The following is a 20,131-nucleotide window of genomic DNA, read 5'->3' as shown; positions in this document are numbered from 1 at the left end:
GGGCCGGCCCGCCGCCACCTCCACCTGCCTGCTACGCCAGATCGCCGAAGCCGGCGACGCACGGATCCGCGCCGCGTACGTGCCCGACACCACGACCGGCACCCGCTGGTTCGCCGGCGCGTCGGTCTGGCTGAAGGACCCCGGCGCCAAGAAGGACGCCCGCTTCCTGCCCTTCACCACCCAGGAGGGCGCCGACGCCTACCGCGCCGCCCACCCGAAGACGCGCCCCGTCTCCTACGCGGACGCCGTGGCCGAAAGCGGGGCGCGATGACCGCCGGCACCACGGCCGGACGGGCCGCCCCGGCCGTGGCGAGCCCGCCCGAGGCGGCCCGCGAGGGCGGCCCGCGGTGGCGGCGATGGGCGGTACGGACCGGGGCGGTGGCCGTGGCCGGCGCGCTGTGGCAGATCCTGACCGTCACCGACGCGCGGATCTGGCTGCGCTTCGACCGGCTGCCGGCCCTCGACGAGGTCGCCGCGGAGCTGGCCGGGCAGCTCGGCACGTCCATCTTCTACCTGGACCTGTTGCAGAGCCTGATCCGCCGCCGCTGCTGGAGGCGATCCGCCCGATCCCGGCCATCGCGCTGGTGCCGATCGCGATCCTCCTCTTTCCGGCCGACGAACAGGGGATCGTGTTCATCACGTTCACCGCCGCGTTCTTCCCGATCATGGTGAGCACCCGGCACGCCGTGCGGGCGCTGCCGACGCTGTGGGAGGAGGCGGTGCTCACCCTCGGCGGGTCGCGTCGGCACTCTCTGTTCAACGTGGTGCTGCCGGGCGCGCTGCCCGGGGTGTTCGGCGGCCTGTCGGTCGGCATGGGCGTCGCGTGGATCTGCGTGATCTCCGCGGAGATGATCTCGGGCGAGTTCGGGGTGGGCTACCGGACCTGGCAGGCGTACACCCTCGTGGACTACCCGGCGACGGTCGTCGGGATGGTCACGATCGGCGCGCTGGGCTGGCTCACCTCGGCGGCGATCGAACTGGCCGGGCGGCGGGCGACCCGCTGGCTGCCCCGGGCGGAAGGGACGGGCCGATGACCACGGTGACCACGACGGCGGGCAAGCGCATGCGGCTGGTGCTCGCCGGGGCGGCGCTCGGGTACGGCGGGCACCCGGTGCTCGACGAGGTGAGGCTGGAGGTGGCGCCGGGCGAGATCGTCGTGGTGGTCGGCTCCTCGGGTTCGGGGAAGTCCACGCTGCTGCGCGGCCTGGCCGGGCTGCTCGCGCCGCGCGCCGGGCGGATCCTCGCCGACGGCGCGGAGGTGCGCGGGCCGTCCCCCGACCGGGCGATGATCTTCCAGGAGGACGGCCTGCTGCCCTGGCGCTCGGTGCTGCGCAACGTGGAGCTACCGCTCGGCATCCGCGGCGTCGGCCGGGCCGAACGCCGCCGCGCGGCCCTCACCTGGATCGACCGCGTCGGCTTGGCCGGCTTCGCCGACCGGCTGCCCAGGGAGCTATCCGGCGGCATGCGCCAGCGGGTGCAACTCGCCCGCGCGCTGGTGGGCGCGCCGCGCGCGGCGCTGATGGACGAGCCGTTCGGGGCGCTGGACGCCCAGACCCGGGCCGAGATGCAGCGCCTGCTGCTTGACGTGCTGCGGGACACCGCGGCCACCGTCGTGTTCGTCACCCACGACGTGGACGAGGCGCTGCTGCTGGGCGACCGCGTCCTGGTGCTCGGCCGTACCGGCGGGCTGCGCTCCCTGACCGGCGCGACCCGCGAGCAGATCGTGAAGGAGCTGTAAGCACATGGAGATCCCCCCGGTCACCAAGGGACGGCGGCACCTGTCCTGCGAGGTCCTGGTCGTCGGCGGAGGTACGGCGGGCACGATGGCCGCCATCTCGGCCGCCGAGCGCGGCGCGCGGGTACTGCTGCTGGAGAAGGCGCATGTGCGCCACAGCGGCGCGCTGGCGATGGGCATGGACGGCGTGAACAACGCGGTCATCCCCGGCAAGGCGACCCCCGAGGACTACGTCGCCGAGATCACCCGCGCCAACGACGGCGTGGTCGCCCAGAAGACGATCTACCAGACCGCCACCCGCGGCTATGAGATGGTCCGCCGGCTGGAACGGTACGGCGTGAAGTTCGAGAAGGACGAGCACGGCGAGTACGCCGTGCGCCGCGTCCACCGCTCGGGCAGCTACGTGCTGCCGATGCCCGAGGGCAAGGACGTCAAGAAGGTGCTCTACCGGGTACTGCGCCGGCGTGAGATCCGCGAGCGCGTGCGGATCGAGAACCGGGTCATGCCGGTGCGGGTGCTCACCTCCCCGGAGGGCACTGGATGCGGACCGCCGAACACTTCGTGGTCAACATCCTGGCCAGAGAGCAGGCCGAGCTCGCCGCCAGGTTCGCGCGCAAGGACATCGACAGGTTCGCCGCCCCGACCCGGTGGAACCGCGGCCCGCTCGGTCAGCCGGTGCTCGACGACGTGTCGGGTCACCTGTTCTGCCGCTCGCGCGAGACCATCGCCGTGGGCGACCACTTCCTCGTCGTCGGGCTGGTCACCGACGTGAGCGTGCGGAAGGCGACCCGCCGGCTGCTGTACCACCAGGGAAGGTTCGGGCGGTTCACGCCCCACAACTAGCCGGAACGCCCAGCCGGACCCACGGACTCACGGACTCACGGCCGCACGTCGTGCCAGCGCGCGACGGCGGCCAGGTGGTTTTTCCTGCCGATGGCCACCAGGTTGGAGCGGTAGAGCCCGATCGCACCGGGCTCGTCCAGCTCGGCCCGGGAGTGCGGGAGCAGGCGGTCGTTCAGCTCGTCCACGACGAAGACCCAGGGGTAGCGCGCGTAGACCTGGTCCAGCAGCTCGGCGGCCGGGCATCCGCAGTTGGCCTGTAGCTCGGGGTGCACCTCGAACAGGAGGGTGGGCAGCCCGGCCAGGGTCTCGGCGGCCCCGCGCAGCACGAACCCCTCGTACCCCTCCACGTCGATCTTGATGATGTCCGGCCGCTCGTCCCGGCCGGTCAGGTAGGCGTCGATCGAGGTCATGGGCACGGTGACGGTGCTCCCCGGCGCGTCCGGCGCGGTCCCGGCGTTGGCCGCCGACGCCGAGTGCTTGCCCGACTGCTCGCCGGAAAGGTGCAGGGTCAGCTCGCCCGGCCCGGCCCCGACCGCCATGGGCTCCACCGTGACGCGTCCGGCGAGGTCGTTGGCCTCGACGTTGCGCCGCAGGTAGCCGAGGTTCTCCGGGACCGGCTCGAAGGCGGTCAGCCTGCCGTGCGGGGGCAGGTGGGCGGCGCCCGCACAGGCGTAGACGCCGATGTTGGCGCCCACGTCGAGGATCGTGCCGCCGGTCGCGGCGAGCCGCTCGAAGATCGATACCTCGAACTTCTCGTAGTAGCCGCCCGCGACCGACGGCATGATCGTGCGGTCCCAGGCCGGGCCGGTCAGGGTGAGCCCCCGGTAGGCGGCCGTGACGTCGCTCGCGTGCTCGCCGGTCACGCCCGCGCGGAACACCGCGTGGTAGATCTTGTTGACCAGCGGGAAGCGGCGGACGCTGCGGCCGCGCAGGGCCACGCGGACGACGCGTGAGCGGTTGGCGGCCCGCGCCGCCCGCATCAGGGAGATGGCGATCCCGCGCCGCAGGTTTCTGCTCGGCATGGCATTCGGCATGGCACGAGTCTGGCCGAAAACGGCCTCGCGCACACATCGGCTGGCGCCTGGACGCGCGGCACGATACGTTGAGGAGTTAGCGCTGAAGAGATAAGCGCAACCCAGTTCAATCTTATTATCCCAGGGGGAGCAGGCATTGTCAACCGATGAGATCGCCCGCGAGCAGGAGTACGTGTCAATGCTCTACGGCCGGCTCGACGACCTGCGGGAGCGAACGGCGCGACGCCTGTCCGCGACGCTGCGCGAAGACCTGCCCGCCGGGCCGGGGGACAGCGGCCAGGCGCTGGTCGAGCGCGACGTCGCGGCGACCCGGCACACCCGGCGGCTCGCCCAGATCGACGCGGCGGAGCGGGGGCTCTGCTTCGGCCGGCTGGACCTCAGCGACGGCGAGCGCTACCACATCGGCCGGATCGGCATCCACGACGACACCGGCGAGGACTACGAGCCGCTGCTGCTGGACTGGCGCGCCCCCGCCGCCCGCCCCTTCTACGTCGCCACGGGCGCGTCCCGGCACGGCGTACGGCGGCGCAGGCACATCTCCACCAAGGGCCGCACGGTCACCTCCATCAGCGACGAGACCCTCGACTTCACCTCGGCCGACCCCGAGGCCCTGACCGGCGAGGCGGCCCTGCTCGCCGCGCTGACGGCGGGCCGTACCGGGCGGATGAGCGACATCGTGGAGACCATCCAGGCCGAGCAGGACGAGATCATCAGGTCCTCCCACCGGGGCGTGCTCGTGGTGCAGGGCGGCGCGGGCACCGGCAAGACCGTGGTGGCCCTGCACCGCGCGGCCTACCTGCTCTACACCCACCGCGACCTGCTGGAACGGCGGGGCGTACTGATCGTCGGCCCCAACGCGACCTTCCTGCGCTACATCGGCGAGGTGCTGCCCTCGCTGGGCGAGACCGGCGTGCTGCTGGCCACCGTCGGCGAACTGTTCCCCGGGGTGAGCGGCGACCGGCCGGAGCCGCCCGCCGTGGCCGAGGTCAAGGGCCGCCCGCAGATGGCGGACGTGCTCGCCGCCGCCGTACGCGACCGGCAGTGGGCCCCGGACGACGACCTCACCGTCATGCACGACGATCGGGCGCTGACCCTGTCGCCCGGAATCTGCGCCCGCATCCGCGAGCGGGTGCGGGCCACCAGGCTGCTGCACAACGAGGCGCGCCCGCTGGTGGTCAAGGCCGTGGCGGACGTGCTCACCCGGCAGTACGCGGCCCGGCTGGGCGAGGGCATCGAGGGCGGTGACGACCTGCTCGACGACGACGACCTCAAACTGATCCGCAAGGAGCTGCTCGAAGAGAACCGCGAGGTCTGGGCGGTGATCGACCGGCTGTGGCCGGTGCTGACCCCGCAGCGGCTGCTGGAGGACCTGTTCGCCTCCCCCGAACGGCTGGCCGCCGCCGCCCCCGGCCTCCCCGGCCGCGATCTGCTGGCCCGCGAGCCCGGCGGCGGCTGGACCGCCGCCGACGTGCCGCTGCTGGACGAGGCCGCCGAACTTCTCGGCCGCGACGAACGCGCGGCCAGGGCCGCCGAGGCCGCCGAGCGGCGCGAGCGGGTCGCCTACGCGCAGGGCGTCCTGGACATCTCGGAGGGCTCGCGCTCGATGGACGTGGACACCGCCGGCGAGGCCGAGATGCTGTCGGCCGCCGACGTGATCGACGCCGAGCGGTTCGCCGAGCGGCACGAGGAGGGCGACCGGCGCGGCGTGGCCGAGCGGGCGGCGGCCGACCGCACCTGGACCTTCGGGCACGTCATCGTGGACGAGGCCCAGGAGCTCTCGCAGATGGCCTGGCGGATGCTGATGCGCCGGATCCCCACCAGGTGGATGACCCTGGTCGGCGACATCGCCCAGACCGGCCACCCGGCCGGGGCGACGTCCTGGCGGTCGGCGCTCGCCCCCTACGTCGGCGACCGGTGGGTGCTGAGCACGCTCAACGTCAACTACCGGATGCCGGCCGAGGTCATGGACGTGGCGGCGGGCGTGCTCGCCATGCTCGACCCGGACCTGACCGTGCCGCGTTCGGTACGCGAGACCGGCGAGCCCCCCTGGCAGACCCGGACGCGTGACCTGGCCGCGCTGGCCGCCCAGGAGGCGGCCCTGGTCGGCGAGGGCAGGCTGGCGGTCCTGGTGCCCACGTCCAGGCTGGGCGAGGCGCGCGAGCAGATCCTCGGCGACCGCACCGGCGACCCCGACCTGGGAAACCGGGTGGTGGTGCTGGACGTGAGCGGGGCCAAGGGCCTGGAGTTCGACTCGGTGCTGGTAGTGGACCCGGCGCGGATCGTCGCCGAGTCGGCGCGCGGCCTTTCCGACCTCTACGTCGCGCTCACCAGGACCACCCGCCGCCTCGGGGTCGCCCACGACGGCGACCTTCCCGCGCCGCTGGCCGGGCTGCGGGCCCGCCCGTAGCCTCCCGCGCGGCCGTGGACGAGCCGGATGTTACGTGAGACATTGCGCTGGCTCCCTCGTCAGCACAGTCCCGGGAGGAAACGCATGTCTCACGAACGACGGCGGGCCGGTTCAGCCTGCGTGCCGATGGCGCTGGCCATCGGCATCGCGCTGAGCCCGCCCGCGTCGGCGGCGGCCGGACCCACCGTCACGGTCGAGAACGGGCGCACCCAGCCGGTGTTCTCCTACGCCGACGCGATCCGCGAGCACGTCTACGTCGAGTCCCCGCTCGACGGCGACGGCGACGGCGAAAAGGACCGGGTCAGGGTGGACATCATCCGGCCCAGGGAGTCCGGGCCGCGGCTGAAGGTCCCGGTGATCATCGACGAGAGCCCGTACTACGACAACTCCGGGCGCGGCAACGAGTCCGAGCGCAAACTGTACGACGCCGCGGGCGAGGTGGCCCGGTTCCCCCTGTTCTACGACAACTACTTCGTCCCCCGCGGCTACGCCGTGCTCAACGTCGACATGGCCGGCACCACCCGGTCCGACGGCTGCCCGGACGCAGGCGGCCGGTCCGACGTGCTCGGCGGCAAGGCCGTCATCGACTGGCTGAACGGCCGCGCCCGCGCCTACCGCGCCGACGGCACCCCTGCCGCCGCCACCTGGACCAACGGCGACGCCGCCATGATCGGCAAGTCCTACGACGGCACCCTGGCCAACGCGGTCGCGGCCACCGGCGTGGAGGGCCTGAAGACCATCGTGCCGATCTCCGCGATCAGCTCGTGGTACCGCTACCAGCGGATGAACGGCGTCGTCTACACCTACGACTACATGTCCTGGCTGGCCGACTACGTGGACACCGACCCGCCGGCCAAGTGCGCCGCCGTACGCGCGCGGCTGGACGCCGAGGACGGCGACACGACCGGCGACTACAACGCGTTCTGGAAGGAACGCGACTACCTGGCCGGCTCGCTCGCCGCCGCGCGGAACGTCCGGGCCGGCGTCTTCGCCGTCCACACCGCCAACGACCTCAACGTCAAACCCGACCACTTCGCCACCTGGTGGCGGGCGCTGGCCAGGTACGGGGTGCCGCGCAAGCTGTGGGTCGGGCAGTACCACCACGTGGACCCCTTCGACTTCCGCCGCGACGCCTGGGTGGACACCCTGCACCGCTGGTTCGACCACTGGCTGTACCGCGTGCCGAACGGCATCATGCGCGAGCCCCGCGCCGACGTGCAGACCGGCCCGGACACCTGGATCACCCAGCGGGACTGGCCCGCCCCCGACGCGATCAGGGTGCCGCTGCGCCCCGGGCCCGGCGGCACGCTCGGCCTGCGGCCCGCCCGGCGCGGCGCGCAGGCGTCCTTCACCGACATCGCCCAGCCCGAGGACGTCATGGTCGCCGACGCGGGCACCCCCGCGCCCGGCCGGCTGGCGTTCGTCACCGGCGAACTGCCGCTGGACTTACGCCTGTCCGGCACACCCCACGTCGATCTGCGGCTCAAGCTGGACCGGCCGACCGCCAACCTGACCGCGCTGCTCGTGGACTACGGCGCCGGCCCCCGGGTGGACTGGCGGCGCGGCCAGGGCATCACCACGGTCGCCGAGGAGAGCTGCCACGGTGAGGCCGCCGGGCCCGACGACGGCTGCTACCGCAGGACGGTCACCAACACCGCCGAACGCCCCGTGGAGGTCATCGCCAGGGGCTGGATCGACGCCCAGAACCGGCACTCGGCGAGCCGTCCCGCCCCGCTGCGGCCCGGCGTGTACGCGGACGTCCGCTGGGACACCCTCCCGCACGACTACGTCTTCCGGAAGGGACACCGGCTGGGCCTGGTCATCGCGGGCACCGACCGTGACTTCAGCCAGGAGGCCGCGACCGGCGCGACCGTGACGCTCGACCTGTCCAGGAGCGAGGTCCACGTCCCGCTGGTGATGCCCGGCAGCCTGACCGCCCCCGACCTGCCCGAACGGCAGGACGACTGGCGCGGGCCGTCCTACGTCCCGCTGCCCGTACCGGAGCCGCGCCTGCACTGAGAACCGGGCCGTATCCGATCACTGAGCCCGCCCGCGCGGGTTCCCGCCGGAAAATCTCCGGGTAGGCCCGTCGGAGTCACCGCCGCCCGGACGATGGAGGGGTGTGGAACGACCAGCGGGTGTGGAGCCTGACCCGGCGCTGGCGCTGCTCGACATGTACGACGCGGCGCTGCCCGAGGTCTATGGCTACCTGCTCGCCCGGTGCGGACAGCGGTCGCTGGCCGAGGAATTGACGGCGGAGACCTTCCTGGCCGCCGTGGAGGCCCTGCGCCGCAGGCCGCCGCCGGGCGGGCTCAGCACGGCGTGGCTGGTCGGCGTGGCCAGGCACAAGCTCATCGACCACTGGCGCAGGGCCGAGCGCGAGGAGCGCGGCCTGCGCCTGGCCGGGGGCCTGCGGTCCGGCGACGTCGAGGACCCCTGGGACGTACGGCTGGACGCCCTGCTGGCCCGCGAGGTGCTGATGGACCTCGCCGGGCACCACAGGGCCGCGCTGACCCTGCGCTACCTCGACGGGCTCTCGGTGCCCGAGGTCGCGAAGGTCATGGGCCGTACCGTGCACGCGACGGAGGCGTTGCTGGTGAGGGCCCGCCGGGCGTTCCGCGCCGGATACGAGGAGTCCTTCGGGGGGAAGGGGGACCGCGATGGCTGATCCGTTCGAGGTCCTCCGCGAGCCCGCCCGGCGGGTGGACCCCGACCCGGGGTTCGCCGCGCGGCTGCGGGCCCGGCTGGAGCGGGCCGTGCTCGACCCCGCGGAGGCGTGGAGAGGAGAACGCATGAGCATCACCGGTACGACACTGCGGCACGGCGACATCGGACACGCCTCGCTGTGGACCCCGGACGTGGGCCGCGCGGCGGGCTTCTACGGCGAGGTACTGGGCTGGCGGTACGCCCCCGGCGGGCCGCCGCAGGGCCGGCAGGTGGAGGAGGTCGCCCCGCACTTCGGGATGTGGGAGGGGGAGGAGCCCGCCTCGGTGTTCCTGGCCTACGTGGTGGACGACCTGGCCGAGGCCGTCCGCAGGATCGAGGCGGGCGGCGGGCGGGCGCAGCCGCCGACCGTGGAGCCGTACGGAGTGATCGCCCGCTGCCGGGACGACCAGGGCCTGCCGTTCGCCGTGTACGAGCCGCGGCCCGAGGCGCCGCCCGCCCCGGAAGGGCCGCGCGGCGGCGACCTCGCCTACGTCACCATCGAGGTGCCCTCCTCGGCGGCGGCCAGGGCGTTCTACGGGTCGGTGCTGGGCTGGGAGTTCACTCCCGGATCGATCCCCGACGGATGGGGGGTCCGCCGCGGCGGCGCGGAGATCCACCCGATGACCGGCATGTCGGGCGGGGCCGAGCGCGCCGCCGTGATTCCGATGTACGCGGTGGACGACATCCGGGCGGCCGTGGCCAAGGTGCGCGAACTCGGCGGCACCGCCGAGGAACCGCAGGCCAAGCCGTACGGCCGGCTCGCCGAATGCGCCGATGACCAGGGCACGCGCTTCTACCTGGGGGAGCTGGGACCGGCCTGACCCCCCGGCGCGGCCGATAACCGTTGGGAAGTGCCCCCCGGGCTTGCCTATCCTTGCTGGAGACGGCCGCGCCGCCGGCGGCCGGGAAAGCGACCATGGGGCCTTCTTCGTGACATCTCCGCTCGATGAGCTGCGTGCTCGCCTGCCTGAGCTGACCCTGCGCGACCAGCGGCGGCTTCGCCGCAGGCTGGAGGGCGCGCGCAAGGTGCGCAACCGCGCCGCCCAGCAGAAGATCGCGACGGAGATCGCGGCCGAGGTGACGGCGGCCGAGTCGCGCGTCGCGGCGCGCCGCTCGGCCGTGCCCGAGATCACCTACCCCGAGGCCCTGCCGGTCAGCGCCCGCCGCGACGACATCCTCGCGGCGATCCGCGACCACCAGGTCGTGATCGTCGCGGGGGAGACCGGCTCGGGCAAGACCACCCAGCTCCCCAAGATGTGCCTGGAGCTGGGCCGCGGGGTCAACGGGCTGATCGGGCACACCCAGCCCCGCAGGATCGCCGCGCGCACGGTGGCCGAGCGGATCGCCGAGGAGCTGGGCGGGGAGGTCGGCCACGCGGTCGGCTACAAGGTGCGGTTCACCGACCATGTGGCCGACCAGACGCTGGTCAAGGTGATGACCGACGGCATCCTGCTGGCCGAGTTGCAGGGCGACCGGATGCTCGACCAGTACGACACGCTGATCATCGACGAGGCGCACGAGCGCAGCCTCAACGTCGACTTCATCCTCGGCTACCTCAAACAGTTGCTGCCCAGGCGGCCCGACCTCAAGGTGATCATCACCTCCGCCACGATCGACCCCGAGCGCTTCTCCCGCCACTTCGGCGACGCGCCGATCGTCGAGGTCTCCGGCCGCACCTATCCGGTCGAGGTGCGGTACCGGCCGCTCGACGACGACCAGGACGACCAGATCTCCGCCATCTCCGCGGCGCTCGACGAACTGTGCGCCGAAGGCCCCGGCGACATCCTGGTCTTCCTCAGCGGCGAGCGCGAGATCCGCGACACCGCCGACGCCCTGGCCAAACAGAACCTCAAGAACACCGAGATCCTGCCGCTGTACGCCCGGCTGTCGGCCGCCGAGCAGCACCGGGTGTTCCAGCGCCACGCGGGCCGGCGCGTCGTGCTGTCCACCAACGTGGCCGAGACCTCGCTCACCGTCCCCGGCATCAAGTACGTCGTCGATCCCGGCTTCGCCCGGATCTCCCGCTACAGCCACCGGACCAAGGTGCAGCGGCTGCCCATCGAGGCGATCTCCCAGGCGTCGGCCAACCAGCGCAAGGGCCGCTGCGGCCGGGTCTCCGACGGCATCTGCATCCGCCTGTACGCCGAAGACGACTTCCTGAGCCGCCCGGAGTTCACCGACCCGGAGATCCTGCGCACCAACCTGGCGTCGGTCATCCTGCAGATGACCTCCATCGGGCTGGGCGACATATCGGCCTTCCCGTTCGTCGATCCGCCGGACCAGCGCCAGGTCAAGGACGGCGTCAACCTGCTGCGCGAGCTGGGCGCCTTCGACGAGGCCAGGCGGATCACCCCGCTCGGCCGCAGACTGGCCGCACTGCCGGTGGACCCGCGGCTGGCCCGCATGGTGATCGAGGCCGACCACAACGGCTGCGTCCGTGAGGTCATGGTGATCGCCGCCGCGCTGTCCATCCAGGACCCGCGCGAACGCCCCTCGGACAAGCAACAGGCCGCCGACGAGAAGCACCGCCGGTTCGCCGACAAGGAATCCGACTTTCTCACCTACCTCAACCTCTGGCGGCACCTCCAGGAACAGCAGAAGGAGCTGTCCTCCAGCCAGTTCCGCCGCACCTGCAAGGCCGACTTCCTCAACTACCTGCGGGTCCGCGAGTGGCAGGACGTCTACGGCCAGCTCCGGCAGATGTCCAAGTCGCTGGGCGTCACCCTGAACAGCACCCCCGGCGACGAACAGAAGATCCACATCTCGCTGCTCGCCGGCCTGCTCTCCCACCTCGGCGTCAAGGACCTCGACAAGCGCCCGCCCCAGGAGGGCCAGCGCCGCCCGCTCACCGAGTACATCGGCGCGCGCAACGCCCGGTTCGCTATCTTCCCCGGCTCGGCGCTGGCCAAGAAGCAGCCGCAGTGGGTGATGTCCGCCGAGCTGGTGGAGACCTCCCGGCTCTGGGCCAGGGTCAACGCCAAGATCGAGCCGGAGTGGGTCGAGCCGCTGGCCCAGCACCTGGTCAAGCGCACCTACTCCGAGCCGCACTGGGAGAAGTCCCAGGGCGCGGTGATGGCCTACGAGAAGGTCACCCTGTACGGCGTGCCGATCGTCGCGCAGCGCAAGATCAACTACGGCCGCGTCGATCCCGAGCTGTGCCGCGAGCTGTTCATCCGGCACGCCCTGGTGGAGGGCGACTGGGAGACCCACCACGCCTTCTTCCGGGACAACCGCAAGCTGCTCGCCGAGGTGGAGGAGCTGGAGGAGCGGGCCAGGCGGCGCGACATCCTGGTCGACGACGAGACCCTGTTCGACTTCTACGACCAGCGGGTCGGCGCGGACGTCGTCTCCGCCCGCCACTTCGACGCCTGGTGGAAGCAGGCCAGACAGGACGACCCCGACCTGCTCAACTTCGAGAAGTCGATGCTGATCAGCGAGCGGGCCGGCGAGGTCAGCGAACAGGACTACCCCGACGTCTGGCGGCAGGGCGCCCTGCGGTTCCCGCTGACCTACCAGTTCGAGCCGGGGGCCGACGCCGACGGCGTGACCGCGCACATCCCGATCTCGCTGCTCAACCAGGTCTCCCCGGACGGCTTCGACTGGCAGATCCCCGGCCTGCGCGCCGAGCTGGTCACCGCGCTGATCCGCGCGCTGCCCAAGGTGCTGCGGCGCAACTTCGTGCCCGCGCCGGAGTTCGCCCGGCGGGTGCTCGAACGCGCGCGGCCCCGTGAGGAGCCGCTGCTCACCGTGCTGTCCCGGGAACTGCACGAGATGACGGGGGTCGCCCTGGCCCCCGGCGACTGGAACCTCGCCCAGGTGCCGGACCACCTGAAGATCACCTTCCGGGTGGTGGAGGGCAAGCGCACCCTCGCCGAGGAAAAGGACCTCGCCGCGCTCAAACGCCGGCTGGCCCCCCGGCTGCGGGCCACGCTGTCGCGAGCGGGCGGCGGCCTGGAGCGCACCGGGCTGCGCGACTGGAACGACCTCGGCACCCTGCCCAAGACCTTCGAGCAGCGCCGGATGAAGGCCTACCCGGCGCTCGCCGACGAGGGCGGAAGCGTCGCGGTGCGGCTGTTCGAGACCGAGGCCGAGCAGCGCCGCGCGATGTGGACCGGCACCCGCCGCCTGGTGCTGCTGGGCAGCCCGTCACCGGCCAAGTGGGTGCTCGGGCAGCTCGGCAACCAGCAGAAACTGATGCTCAGCCGCAGCCCGCACGCCGGAGCGGCGGCGTTGTTCGACGACTGCGTGGACTGCGCCGCCGACCGGCTCATCGCCGACGCCGGCGGGCCCGCCTGGGACGAGGCGGCCTTCGCCCGGGTGCGCGAGCACGTGCGGGCCGGGTTGTTCGACGTGACCCTCGATGTGGTGACCAAGGTCGAGGGCATTCTCGGGGTCTGGCACGACGTGACGATGACACTGGGGTCGATGCGCTCGGGGGCCGCGGTGGAGGATGTCAGGGACCAGGTCGGCAGGCTCGTCCACCCGGGCTTCGTCACCGCCACCGGCCTGCGCCGCCTGCCCGACCTCAACCGCTACCTGCGCGCCGCCCAGCGCCGCCTGGCCAAGCTCCCCGACGACCCGTTCCGCGACGAGGACTGGATGCTCACCGTCCACCGCGTCGAGGACGACTACCACGACCTGCTCGACTCGCTCACGGCCGACCGGCGCGGCGACGACGACGTGACCGAGATCCGCTGGATGATCGAGGAACTACGGGTCAGCTTCTTCGCCCAGACCCTCGGCACGCCCTACCCGGTGTCGGAAAAACGCATCCGCAAGGCCATGGACAAGATCATTTGAAGATCGACGTCTCCAGCTCGATGCCGATCGGCTCGGGCAGGCGGATCGGTGTGCCGAAGGGGACCTTGGAGATGACACTGTAGGCGCCGTCCCTGATGTCACTGAAGATGGTGACCGAAGGCTGGGTGTCCTCGGGGTCGATCAACAGGTACAGCGGGACCCTGCCGAGGGCGAACAACCGCAGCTTTTGCTCGCGATCCGCCTTGATGCTGCTGGGGGAGACCACCTCGGCGACCATGATCAGCCACGACGAGACCAGCTCGCTGTCGCCCCACTGGGGACAATCCACCGGGGCTATCACGAAGTCGGGCTCCAGGGAATCGCGGGGACCTTCGATACAGACGCCGCAGTGGCCGGGGAACGCCTCCCAGCCCTTGTCGGAGGCGATCGGATCCATGACCCGGAACAGGGCGGCGATACGCCGACCGTGCTTGGTGGTGCCGGCGGGACTCACGATGAGCTTTCCTGCAATGATCTCGGCCCGTAGCCGGGGAAGCGGGGGGAGAGCGCCGAGGAGTTCTCTCGGTGTGGCGGGAAGCCGCCGGTCGTCGCCAGGGACGAACGTGGTGTGCGGCAGGGGCGGGGGGGCCGGTGGCTGCGGCTCCACCAGTGGCTCCCAGGGGTCGTCGTAGTGGGTCTCCTGGCTCTCTTCCGACTCTTCTCCCGCCGTTTCCACGGCTTCTACCGCCTCCACCGCCTCCTCTTCTGCCGGGTCCTCGGTGATGACCTTCGCGGCACGACGAACCTTCGTTATGACCATGGCTCTATCCCTTCGTGGTCGAACGGACACGTTGAGTATCGCATGCCGAGCCCTGGCGCGCTGGCCGTTAGGGTGTTCGAATGCGGGAGATACGGGCGCTGGTGTTCGACGTGGGCGAGACGCTGATCGACGAGTCGCGGCTGTGGGCGCGGTGGGCCGATCGGCTCGGCGTGCCCACGCTGACGCTGATGGGGCTGATCGGCGGGATGGCGGCGCTCGGCCGGTCGCAGATGGACGCGCTGCGGCTGGTGCGCCCGGACTTCGACCTTTTGGCCGAGTCCGCCGCGTGGCGCGCCGAAGACCCCACCGGCCTGCGGGAGAACTTCGACGCCGACGACCTCTACCCCGACGTGCGGCGGGCGCTCGGCGCGCTGCGCGCCGCCGGATACCAGGTGGTGCTGGCGGGCAACCAGCCGCCGCAGGCCGCCGGGGCGCTGGCCGCGATGGACCTCCCGGTGGACGCCATCCACACCTCGGCCGAGTGGGGGGTCGAAAAGCCCGATCCCGCGTTCTTCGCCAAGGTGGCCTCGGTGGTGGGCCGCGAGCCCGCCCAGATCCTCTACGTCGGCGACCGGCTGGACAACGACGTGCTGCCCGCCCGCGCGGCCGGGATGCGCACGGCGCTGCTGCGCCGCGGGCCGTGGGGGTTCCTGCACGCGGCCCGGCCGGAGGCCGATCAGGCCGACGTCGTGATCGGCGGGCTGGACGAGCTGGTCGCCCTCCTACACCCCAGGGTGTAGCCCGACCGCCCACCGTGGGCTGATGCCCCGCCCGGTGGTCCACCGCGATGCTGAGAGGCGTGCAAGCCGGCGCCCGGCCGCGAGCCTCGCGGGAGCGCGGTGCCGGGTGATCCTCCGAAGAAGGGGCGTCTGATGACGGCAGCGGCCGGGTCCACGCGTACGGCAGGGCGGGCGGGGGCGGTGCTGACCTCCCTGCGGGTCGCCGTGGCGCTGCACGGGCTGTCCATCTTGGTGCAGGCGGTGACCGCGGGGCAGATGATCGGCGGGGCGGACATGCGCGGCCTGCACGGCACCGGGGCCGCGGCGGTCCATGTGCTGGGTCTCGTGCAGCTCGTTCTGGCGGTCGTGTACTGGCGTGCGGGACGCGGGCCGGGGTGGCCTGCGGCGGCGAGCCTGGTGCTGTTCCTGCTGGGGTTCGGCCAGTCGATGACCGGCGGGATGGGCGCCGCGGCGACGCACGTGCCGCTCGGCCTGCTCACCTTCGGGGTCGCCGTGGCCATCCTGGTCGTGGTGTTCCGGCCGGTCCGGGCGAGCTGAGCCGCTGGACGGCGGTACGGCGTGCGGGCCCCCGCGGTCCCGCGCGCCGTGCCCGCTGTCACATGTCGATCGGATGCCGGGCCCCGCACGCGGCGCGCCCCCCACGGCCGTGCCGCGTGCGGGTGGAGTCCGCGTGGCCGCGCGGGCTCCGTGCCCTCCCGGTGAAGCGGTGTCAGCCCTTGGCCGCGGCCGGCGCCGCGCCCGCGGCGAGGTCGACGTCGCGGGTCTCGGGCGCGATGGCCAGGCCCGCGACGGTGAGCACGAGCGCGGCCAGGACGTACAGCGAGATGGCCACGGTGCCGCCGGTCGCCTCCAGCAGGGCCAGGGCGATGCTCGGCGCGAGCGCCCCGCCCAGCACGCCCGCGATCTGGTATCCCATCGAGGCCCCGCTGTAGCGCAGCCGGGTGCTGAACAGTTCGGCGATGAACGCGGCCTGCGGGCCGTACATCGCGGCGTGGGCGATCAGGCCGACGATGGCCGCAAGCGTGATCAGCAGCGGTGACCGGGTGTCCAGCAGCGGGAAGAAGGCGAAGATCCAGGCTCCGGCGGCCAGCGTGCCCGCCAGGTAGATCGGGCGCCTGCCGTACCTGTCCGACAGCGCGCCGAACAGCGGGATCAGCACGAGCTGGACCGCCGAGCCGAGGAGCACGGCGTTGAGGCCGACCGAGCGCGGCAGGCCGTGCTCGTTGGCCACGTACTGGACGATGAACAGGGCGAAGGTGTAGAAGGCGACGTCCACGCCGATCCGCGCGCCGATCGCCGACAGCAGCGCCCTGGGGTGGGCGCGCAGCACGTCCAGCACCGGCATCCTGGCCTTCGCGCCGGCCTGCTCGACGGCCGCGAACAGCGGCGACTCGGCGATTCGCAGCCGGATCCACAGCCCCACGATGACCAGCGCGCCGGAGAGCAGGAACGGGACGCGCCAGCCCCAGGCCAGGAACGCCTCCTCCGGGAGGGTCACCGACATCAGCCCCAGCGTCGCGGCGGCGAGCAGGTTGCCGGCCGGGACGCCGACCTGAGGCCAGCTCGCGTTGAAGCCGCGCCTGCGCGGGTCGCCGTGCTCGATGGACATCAGCACCGCCCCGCCCCACTCCCCGCCGAGGCCGAGCCCCTGCAGGAAGCGCAGGATGACCAGTAGCAGCGGGGCCGCGACGCCGATCGAGGCGTAGCCGGGCAGCACGCCGATCAGCACCGTGGCGATCCCCATCAGCAGCAGCGTGATGACGAGGATGTTCTTGCGCCCCACGCGGTCGCCGAAGTGGCCGAACACGATGCCGCCGACCGGGCGGGCGACGAAGCCCACGGCGAAGGTGGCGAACGCCAGGAACGTCCCCGCGAGCGGGTCGAACGTGGGGAAGAACAGCTTGTTGAAGACGAGCGTGGCCGCCGTTCCGTACAGGAAGAAGTCGTACCACTCCAGTGAGGTGCCGATGAGGCCGGCGACGATCACACGCCGTGCCTGGGACTGAGGGCCGGTCATCGTGTGCTCCGCTCCTTCTGCGGGAGATTTCCCTCAACATAAGGATTGTTCAACAATTCGACAAGAGGTTTGTGGAATGATTTCTTGGCTGCATGGAGCAAGTCACGGCGCTGGAGCACGACCGCGAGCGCCTGGGCCGCAGCAGCACGGCCGAGAAGGTCGCCGACATCCTGCGGGAGCGGATCGCCGAGGGGTTCTTCACACCCGGGGAGCGATTGTCGGAGATGGAGATCGGCAAGGCGCTCGGCGTCTCCCGCAACACGCTGCGGGAGGCGTTCCGGCTGCTCTCCCACGAGCGGCTGCTCACCCACCGGCTCAACCGGGGGGTGTTCGTCAGGGTCCTTTCCGCCGAAGACGTGTCCGACCTCTACCGGGTGCGGCGGGTGATCGAGGGCGCCGCCGTACGGCGGGCCACCCCCGAGGGCCTGGCCGCGCTGCGCGAGGCGCTCGCGGAGGGCGATCGGGCGGTCCGGGAGAGCCGCTGGCGCGACGTCGGCACCGCCAACCTCCGCTTCCACCAGGCCCTCGCCAAGATGAACGGCAGCAAGCGGCTCGATGACCTGATGCGCCAGCTGCTGGCCGAGCTGCGCCTGGTCTTCCACGTGATGATCGACCCGCGACTGTTCCACGGCCCGTTCGTGCCCCGGAACAAGGACCTGGTCGCGCTGCTGGAGGCGGGCGACTACGACCGGGCCGAGCGCGAGCTGGATATCTACCTCGACGACGCCGAGGCGATGCTGATCGAGGCGTTCGGCCGCGCCCGCGCGGGCGGGGCCTGAACCGGATCACGGCCGCGAATTTCCCCGGAGGCGGACGGCCGCATACCGCGGCCGGGGAACAGCACGAGGATGAGCGCAGTGCCGCCCGACGGGCTGACCGCGAGCCGCCCGGCGCAGGAGCTGATCAGGCGGCAGCTCGACCGGCTGCGCGGCGACATGCGCCGCGACGCCGTGACCAGCGCGACCGTCTGCGAGCTGGCGGCCAGGATGGGGATACGCCCGGCGGACGCCTCGGAATACCTCTCCGGGCTGTCCCGGGAGAGCGGCGTGGACGTGCTGGAGGTCGCCCTGTCGATGCGCGGCGGCGACCCGCCTCCGGTCCCCGAGGAGGCCAAGGTCGGCGTTCCTGAGTGGATCCGCGTCGCGCTCCAGGTCCCGCACGTGTCGGCCTGCTACCTCGTGCCGATCCACGACCGGGCGGGCCGGGTGATCGACTTCTACTACGCCGCGATGAGCCCGGGCGCGACGGACGTGACGGGGCGGTCCGCCGAGCGGCTCACCGGGCACCGGCTGATCGTGCGCAACCCCGGGGTCGTGCGCTCCTCGCTGTACGACGAGTACGTGCGCGTGATGGAGACGGGGGAGCCCATGCACCGCGGGCCGTTCGAGTACGTCGAGGTGCTGGGGGACCGGCTGTGGCCGGCCTCGCTCACCGCGCGGGCGGTACGGGCGGGCGACGGCCTGCTCGCCTCCTGGCGCGCCCACGACGACGAGGAGCGGCTGGTGTCCGGCTGGGAGCGGGCGCAGCGCATCGCCGAACTCGGCTGGGGCGAGTGGAACCTGGCGACCGGCAAGGTCCGCTGGACCCGCCAGATGTACGAGATCTTCGGCAGGGAGGACGGCGAGGGCCCGATGCCCATCGAGGTCTTCCCCGGCAAGGTCGTGCCCGAGGACCAGGCCGTGGTCGATGAGGGGCTGCGCACGCTGCTGGAGTACCGCGAGGCCGCCGAGACCGAGTTCCGGGCCATGCACCGGCACGGTGTCAGGCACATCCGGATGGTGAGCGAGCCGGTCCTGGACAGCGCGGGCGTGCTGATCGCGATCAGGGTGCTGGCCATCGACATCACCGCGAGCCGCCGCCGCGAACGCGCGCTGGCCGCCGCGCACAGCCGGGCCACGCAGGCGCGCAGGCAGGCCGCGGAGGAGCAGCGGGTGGCCGCCCGGCTCCAGGACACCCTCCTGCCGCTGCGCCGCGGCACGCTGGACCTTCCCGGGTTGCGCGTCGGCCTGCGCTACTACCCCGGCGAGGAGGTCGATCGGCTCGGCGGCGACTGGTACAAGGCGCGGGCGCTGCCCGACGGCCGGGTGCTGCTCGCCATCGGCGACGCGATGGGCCACGGCCTGACCGCGGCCAGCCTGATGGCGCAGATGCGCAGCGGCCTGGCCGGGCTGGCCTACACGGGCGCCCCGGCCGACCGGCTCGCCACCTGGCTGAACGAGCTGATCTACCACGGCAGCAGCGCCATCACGGTCACCGGCACCGCGATCATCGGGCACTTCGACGCCGAGACCCGCGAACTGGCCTGGATCTGCGCGGGACACCCCGCGCCGGTGCTGGTCAGGGACGGCACGGCCACCCTGCTCCAGGTACGGCCCGGGCCGATCATGGGCGCGATGGAGTCGCTCTCCTACACACTGGAGACGACACCGCTGCGGCGCGGCGACCTGGTGCTCCTCTACACCGACGGGGTCGTCGAGCGGCGCGGGCGCGACATCGAGGAGGGGTTCGAGGCGCTGCTGGCGGCGGCCCATGGCGCCGGGGCCGACGAGGACCCGGAGCGCGTCCTGGACCGCGTCCTGGCCGAGCTGCGCGACGAGCGCAGCGACGACGACGTCTGCGTCCTGGCCGTGCGCGTGCTGTGATCAGGGCGCCTCGGTGCGCGGGCGGTAGCGCCCGGCCAGTCGGGCGAGCTTCAGGCTGAGGTGCAGGGTCAGCCGTTCGCCGCCGTCCTTGAGGTCCGCGCCGGTCAGCTCCGAGACGCGCTGCAGCCGGTAGTACAGCGAGGTGCGGTGCAGGCGCAGCGTGCGCGAGGTGGCGACCGCGCTGCCGGCGAGGTCCAGGTAGGTCTCCAGGGTCTCCAGCAGCGGAAGGTGGGCGTCGTCGGCGAGCAGTGCCTCCAGCCCCGGGTGCAGCCCGAACGTCCCCGGCGGGAACTGCGTGAGCAGCCGGTAGACGCCGAGCCCGGCCCACTCCACCGTCCGGCCCAGCCCGGCGATCCGCAGCGCGGCCTCCGCGGCCTGGGCCGCCTCCAGGTAGGACCCCGCCGCCAGGTGCAGCGCGGGCCGCGGCCTGCCCACCCCGATGACGAC

General features: G+C 72.5%; 17 protein-coding genes and 2 pseudogenes. 15 read left to right on the top strand and 4 right to left on the bottom strand.

Annotation, left to right across the window (positions count from 1 at the left end; genetic code table 11):
- The 6 genes and pseudogenes from C1I98_RS41430 to C1I98_RS15650 form a co-directional block, all read left to right on the top strand.
- Positions 1-271 (top strand): annotated as a pseudogene (locus C1I98_RS41430) (hypothetical protein); the annotation flags it as partial.
- Positions 268-672, top strand: a complete 405-nt coding sequence (locus C1I98_RS43910; protein WP_233507895.1) for a hypothetical protein — start codon at positions 268-270, stop codon at positions 670-672. The pseudogene C1I98_RS41430 and the gene C1I98_RS43910, both read left to right, overlap by 4 nt.
- Complete coding sequence (locus C1I98_RS43905; protein ID WP_233507894.1) at positions 585-1,034, top strand: ABC transporter permease; 450 nt, start codon at positions 585-587, stop codon at positions 1,032-1,034. The genes C1I98_RS43910 and C1I98_RS43905 overlap by 88 nt, the downstream gene beginning before the upstream one ends.
- On the top strand, positions 1,031-1,738 hold the full coding sequence (locus C1I98_RS15660) for an ABC transporter ATP-binding protein (RefSeq protein ID WP_111168202.1): 708 nt from the start codon (positions 1,031-1,033) through the stop codon (positions 1,736-1,738). Before C1I98_RS43905 ends, C1I98_RS15660 begins: the two co-directional genes overlap by 4 nt.
- Positions 1,739-1,742: 4 nt before the next feature.
- Positions 1,743-2,108: pseudogene (locus C1I98_RS43900) on the top strand (FAD-dependent oxidoreductase); the annotation flags it as partial.
- A gap of 167 nt (positions 2,109-2,275) precedes the next feature.
- On the top strand, positions 2,276-2,578 hold the full coding sequence (locus C1I98_RS15650; RefSeq protein ID WP_111168201.1) for a flavin reductase family protein: 303 nt from the start codon (positions 2,276-2,278) through the stop codon (positions 2,576-2,578).
- Between the two features lie 35 nt (positions 2,579-2,613).
- On the opposite strand, the gene C1I98_RS15645 is transcribed toward C1I98_RS15650, so the two are convergent.
- Positions 2,614-3,600 carry an FkbM family methyltransferase gene (locus C1I98_RS15645; protein WP_158558053.1) on the bottom strand — a complete coding sequence of 329 codons (987 nt, stop codon included), beginning with the start codon at positions 3,598-3,600 and terminating at the stop codon, positions 2,614-2,616.
- A gap of 148 nt (positions 3,601-3,748) precedes the next feature.
- Here C1I98_RS15645 and C1I98_RS15640 point away from each other — a divergent pair, with 148 nt between their 5' ends.
- The 5 genes from C1I98_RS15640 (at position 3,749) to hrpA (ending at position 13,525) form a co-directional block, all read left to right on the top strand.
- Positions 3,749-6,019, top strand: a complete 2,271-nt coding sequence (locus C1I98_RS15640) for a HelD family protein (protein WP_306461882.1) — start codon at positions 3,749-3,751, stop codon at positions 6,017-6,019.
- Positions 6,020-6,103: 84 nt separating this feature from the next.
- The gene (locus C1I98_RS15635) at positions 6,104-8,038 is read left to right on the top strand and encodes a Xaa-Pro dipeptidyl-peptidase (protein ID WP_111168198.1); all 1,935 of its coding nucleotides are present in this window, start codon (positions 6,104-6,106) and stop codon (positions 8,036-8,038) included.
- Positions 8,039-8,141: 103 nt separating this feature from the next.
- Positions 8,142-8,687, top strand: coding sequence for an RNA polymerase sigma factor (locus tag C1I98_RS15630; RefSeq protein WP_233507893.1), 546 nt, complete (start codon positions 8,142-8,144; stop codon positions 8,685-8,687).
- The gene (locus C1I98_RS15625) at positions 8,680-9,546 is read left to right on the top strand and encodes a VOC family protein (protein WP_111168197.1); all 867 of its coding nucleotides are present in this window, start codon (positions 8,680-8,682) and stop codon (positions 9,544-9,546) included. Before C1I98_RS15630 ends, C1I98_RS15625 begins: the two co-directional genes overlap by 8 nt.
- Before the next feature lie 109 nt (positions 9,547-9,655).
- Positions 9,656-13,525 carry an ATP-dependent RNA helicase HrpA gene (gene hrpA, locus C1I98_RS15620; protein ID WP_111168196.1) on the top strand — a complete coding sequence of 1,290 codons (3,870 nt, stop codon included), beginning with the start codon at positions 9,656-9,658 and terminating at the stop codon, positions 13,523-13,525.
- Here the strand turns inward: hrpA and C1I98_RS15615 are convergent.
- Positions 13,518-14,285, bottom strand: a complete 768-nt coding sequence (locus tag C1I98_RS15615) for a Uma2 family endonuclease (RefSeq protein WP_111168195.1) — start codon at positions 14,283-14,285, stop codon at positions 13,518-13,520. The genes hrpA and C1I98_RS15615 overlap by 8 nt on opposite strands.
- Positions 14,286-14,365: 80 nt before the next feature.
- Here C1I98_RS15615 and C1I98_RS15610 point away from each other — a divergent pair, with 80 nt between their 5' ends.
- Together C1I98_RS15610 and C1I98_RS15605 are read left to right on the top strand one after the other, a co-directional pair.
- Positions 14,366-15,025, top strand: coding sequence for an HAD family hydrolase (locus C1I98_RS15610; protein ID WP_111168194.1), 660 nt, complete (start codon positions 14,366-14,368; stop codon positions 15,023-15,025).
- A gap of 132 nt (positions 15,026-15,157) precedes the next feature.
- The gene (locus tag C1I98_RS15605) at positions 15,158-15,562 is read left to right on the top strand and encodes a hypothetical protein (RefSeq protein WP_111168193.1); all 405 of its coding nucleotides are present in this window, start codon (positions 15,158-15,160) and stop codon (positions 15,560-15,562) included.
- Between the two features lie 172 nt (positions 15,563-15,734).
- Here the strand turns inward: C1I98_RS15605 and C1I98_RS15600 are convergent, their stop codons facing one another.
- A complete protein-coding gene (locus C1I98_RS15600) occupies positions 15,735-17,042 on the bottom strand; it encodes an MFS transporter (RefSeq protein WP_111168192.1) in 1,308 nt (435 codons plus the stop codon).
- Positions 17,043-17,134: 92 nt separating this feature from the next.
- Between C1I98_RS15600 and C1I98_RS15595 the strand changes: the two genes are divergently transcribed.
- Together C1I98_RS15595 and C1I98_RS15590 are read left to right on the top strand one after the other, a co-directional pair.
- Positions 17,135-17,821 carry a GntR family transcriptional regulator gene (locus tag C1I98_RS15595; protein WP_111168191.1) on the top strand — a complete coding sequence of 229 codons (687 nt, stop codon included), beginning with the start codon at positions 17,135-17,137 and terminating at the stop codon, positions 17,819-17,821.
- Between the two features lie 69 nt (positions 17,822-17,890).
- Positions 17,891-19,684, top strand: coding sequence for a PP2C family protein-serine/threonine phosphatase (locus tag C1I98_RS15590; RefSeq protein ID WP_146607460.1), 1,794 nt, complete (start codon positions 17,891-17,893; stop codon positions 19,682-19,684).
- On the opposite strand, the gene C1I98_RS15585 is transcribed toward C1I98_RS15590, so the two are convergent.
- On the bottom strand, positions 19,685-20,131 hold a 447-nt coding region (locus C1I98_RS15585; protein ID WP_199536970.1), incomplete at its 5' end, for a PucR family transcriptional regulator.

The organism is Spongiactinospora gelatinilytica, assembly GCF_003236385.1.
Classification (GTDB): domain Bacteria; phylum Actinomycetota; class Actinomycetes; order Streptosporangiales; family Streptosporangiaceae; genus Spongiactinospora; species Spongiactinospora gelatinilytica.
This window is presented reverse-complemented; position numbering and strand designations above follow the sequence as displayed.

What these genes read in the sequence shown, in the direction of transcription:
- C1I98_RS15625 (WP_111168197.1), top strand. Translation starts at nt 8,680, where the DNA reads ATGGCTGATCCGTTCGAGGTCCTCCGCGAGCCCGCCCGGCGGGTGGAC.
- C1I98_RS15600 (WP_111168192.1), bottom strand. Translation starts at nt 17,042, where the DNA reads ATGACCGGCCCTCAGTCCCAGGCACGGCGTGTGATCGTCGCCGGCCTC.
- C1I98_RS15645 (WP_158558053.1), bottom strand. Translation starts at nt 3,600, where the DNA reads ATGCCGAGCAGAAACCTGCGGCGCGGGATCGCCATCTCCCTGATGCGG.
- C1I98_RS15650 (WP_111168201.1), top strand. Translation starts at nt 2,276, where the DNA reads ATGCGGACCGCCGAACACTTCGTGGTCAACATCCTGGCCAGAGAGCAG.
- C1I98_RS43910 (WP_233507895.1), top strand. Translation starts at nt 268, where the DNA reads ATGACCGCCGGCACCACGGCCGGACGGGCCGCCCCGGCCGTGGCGAGC.
- C1I98_RS15605 (WP_111168193.1), top strand. Translation starts at nt 15,158, where the DNA reads ATGACGGCAGCGGCCGGGTCCACGCGTACGGCAGGGCGGGCGGGGGCG.
- C1I98_RS15615 (WP_111168195.1), bottom strand. Translation starts at nt 14,285, where the DNA reads ATGGTCATAACGAAGGTTCGTCGTGCCGCGAAGGTCATCACCGAGGAC.
- C1I98_RS15660 (WP_111168202.1), top strand. Translation starts at nt 1,031, where the DNA reads ATGACCACGGTGACCACGACGGCGGGCAAGCGCATGCGGCTGGTGCTC.
- C1I98_RS15590 (WP_146607460.1), top strand. Translation starts at nt 17,891, where the DNA reads ATGAGCGCAGTGCCGCCCGACGGGCTGACCGCGAGCCGCCCGGCGCAG.
- C1I98_RS15610 (WP_111168194.1), top strand. Translation starts at nt 14,366, where the DNA reads ATGCGGGAGATACGGGCGCTGGTGTTCGACGTGGGCGAGACGCTGATC.
- C1I98_RS15595 (WP_111168191.1), top strand. Translation starts at nt 17,135, where the DNA reads ATGGAGCAAGTCACGGCGCTGGAGCACGACCGCGAGCGCCTGGGCCGC.
- C1I98_RS15635 (WP_111168198.1), top strand. Translation starts at nt 6,104, where the DNA reads ATGTCTCACGAACGACGGCGGGCCGGTTCAGCCTGCGTGCCGATGGCG.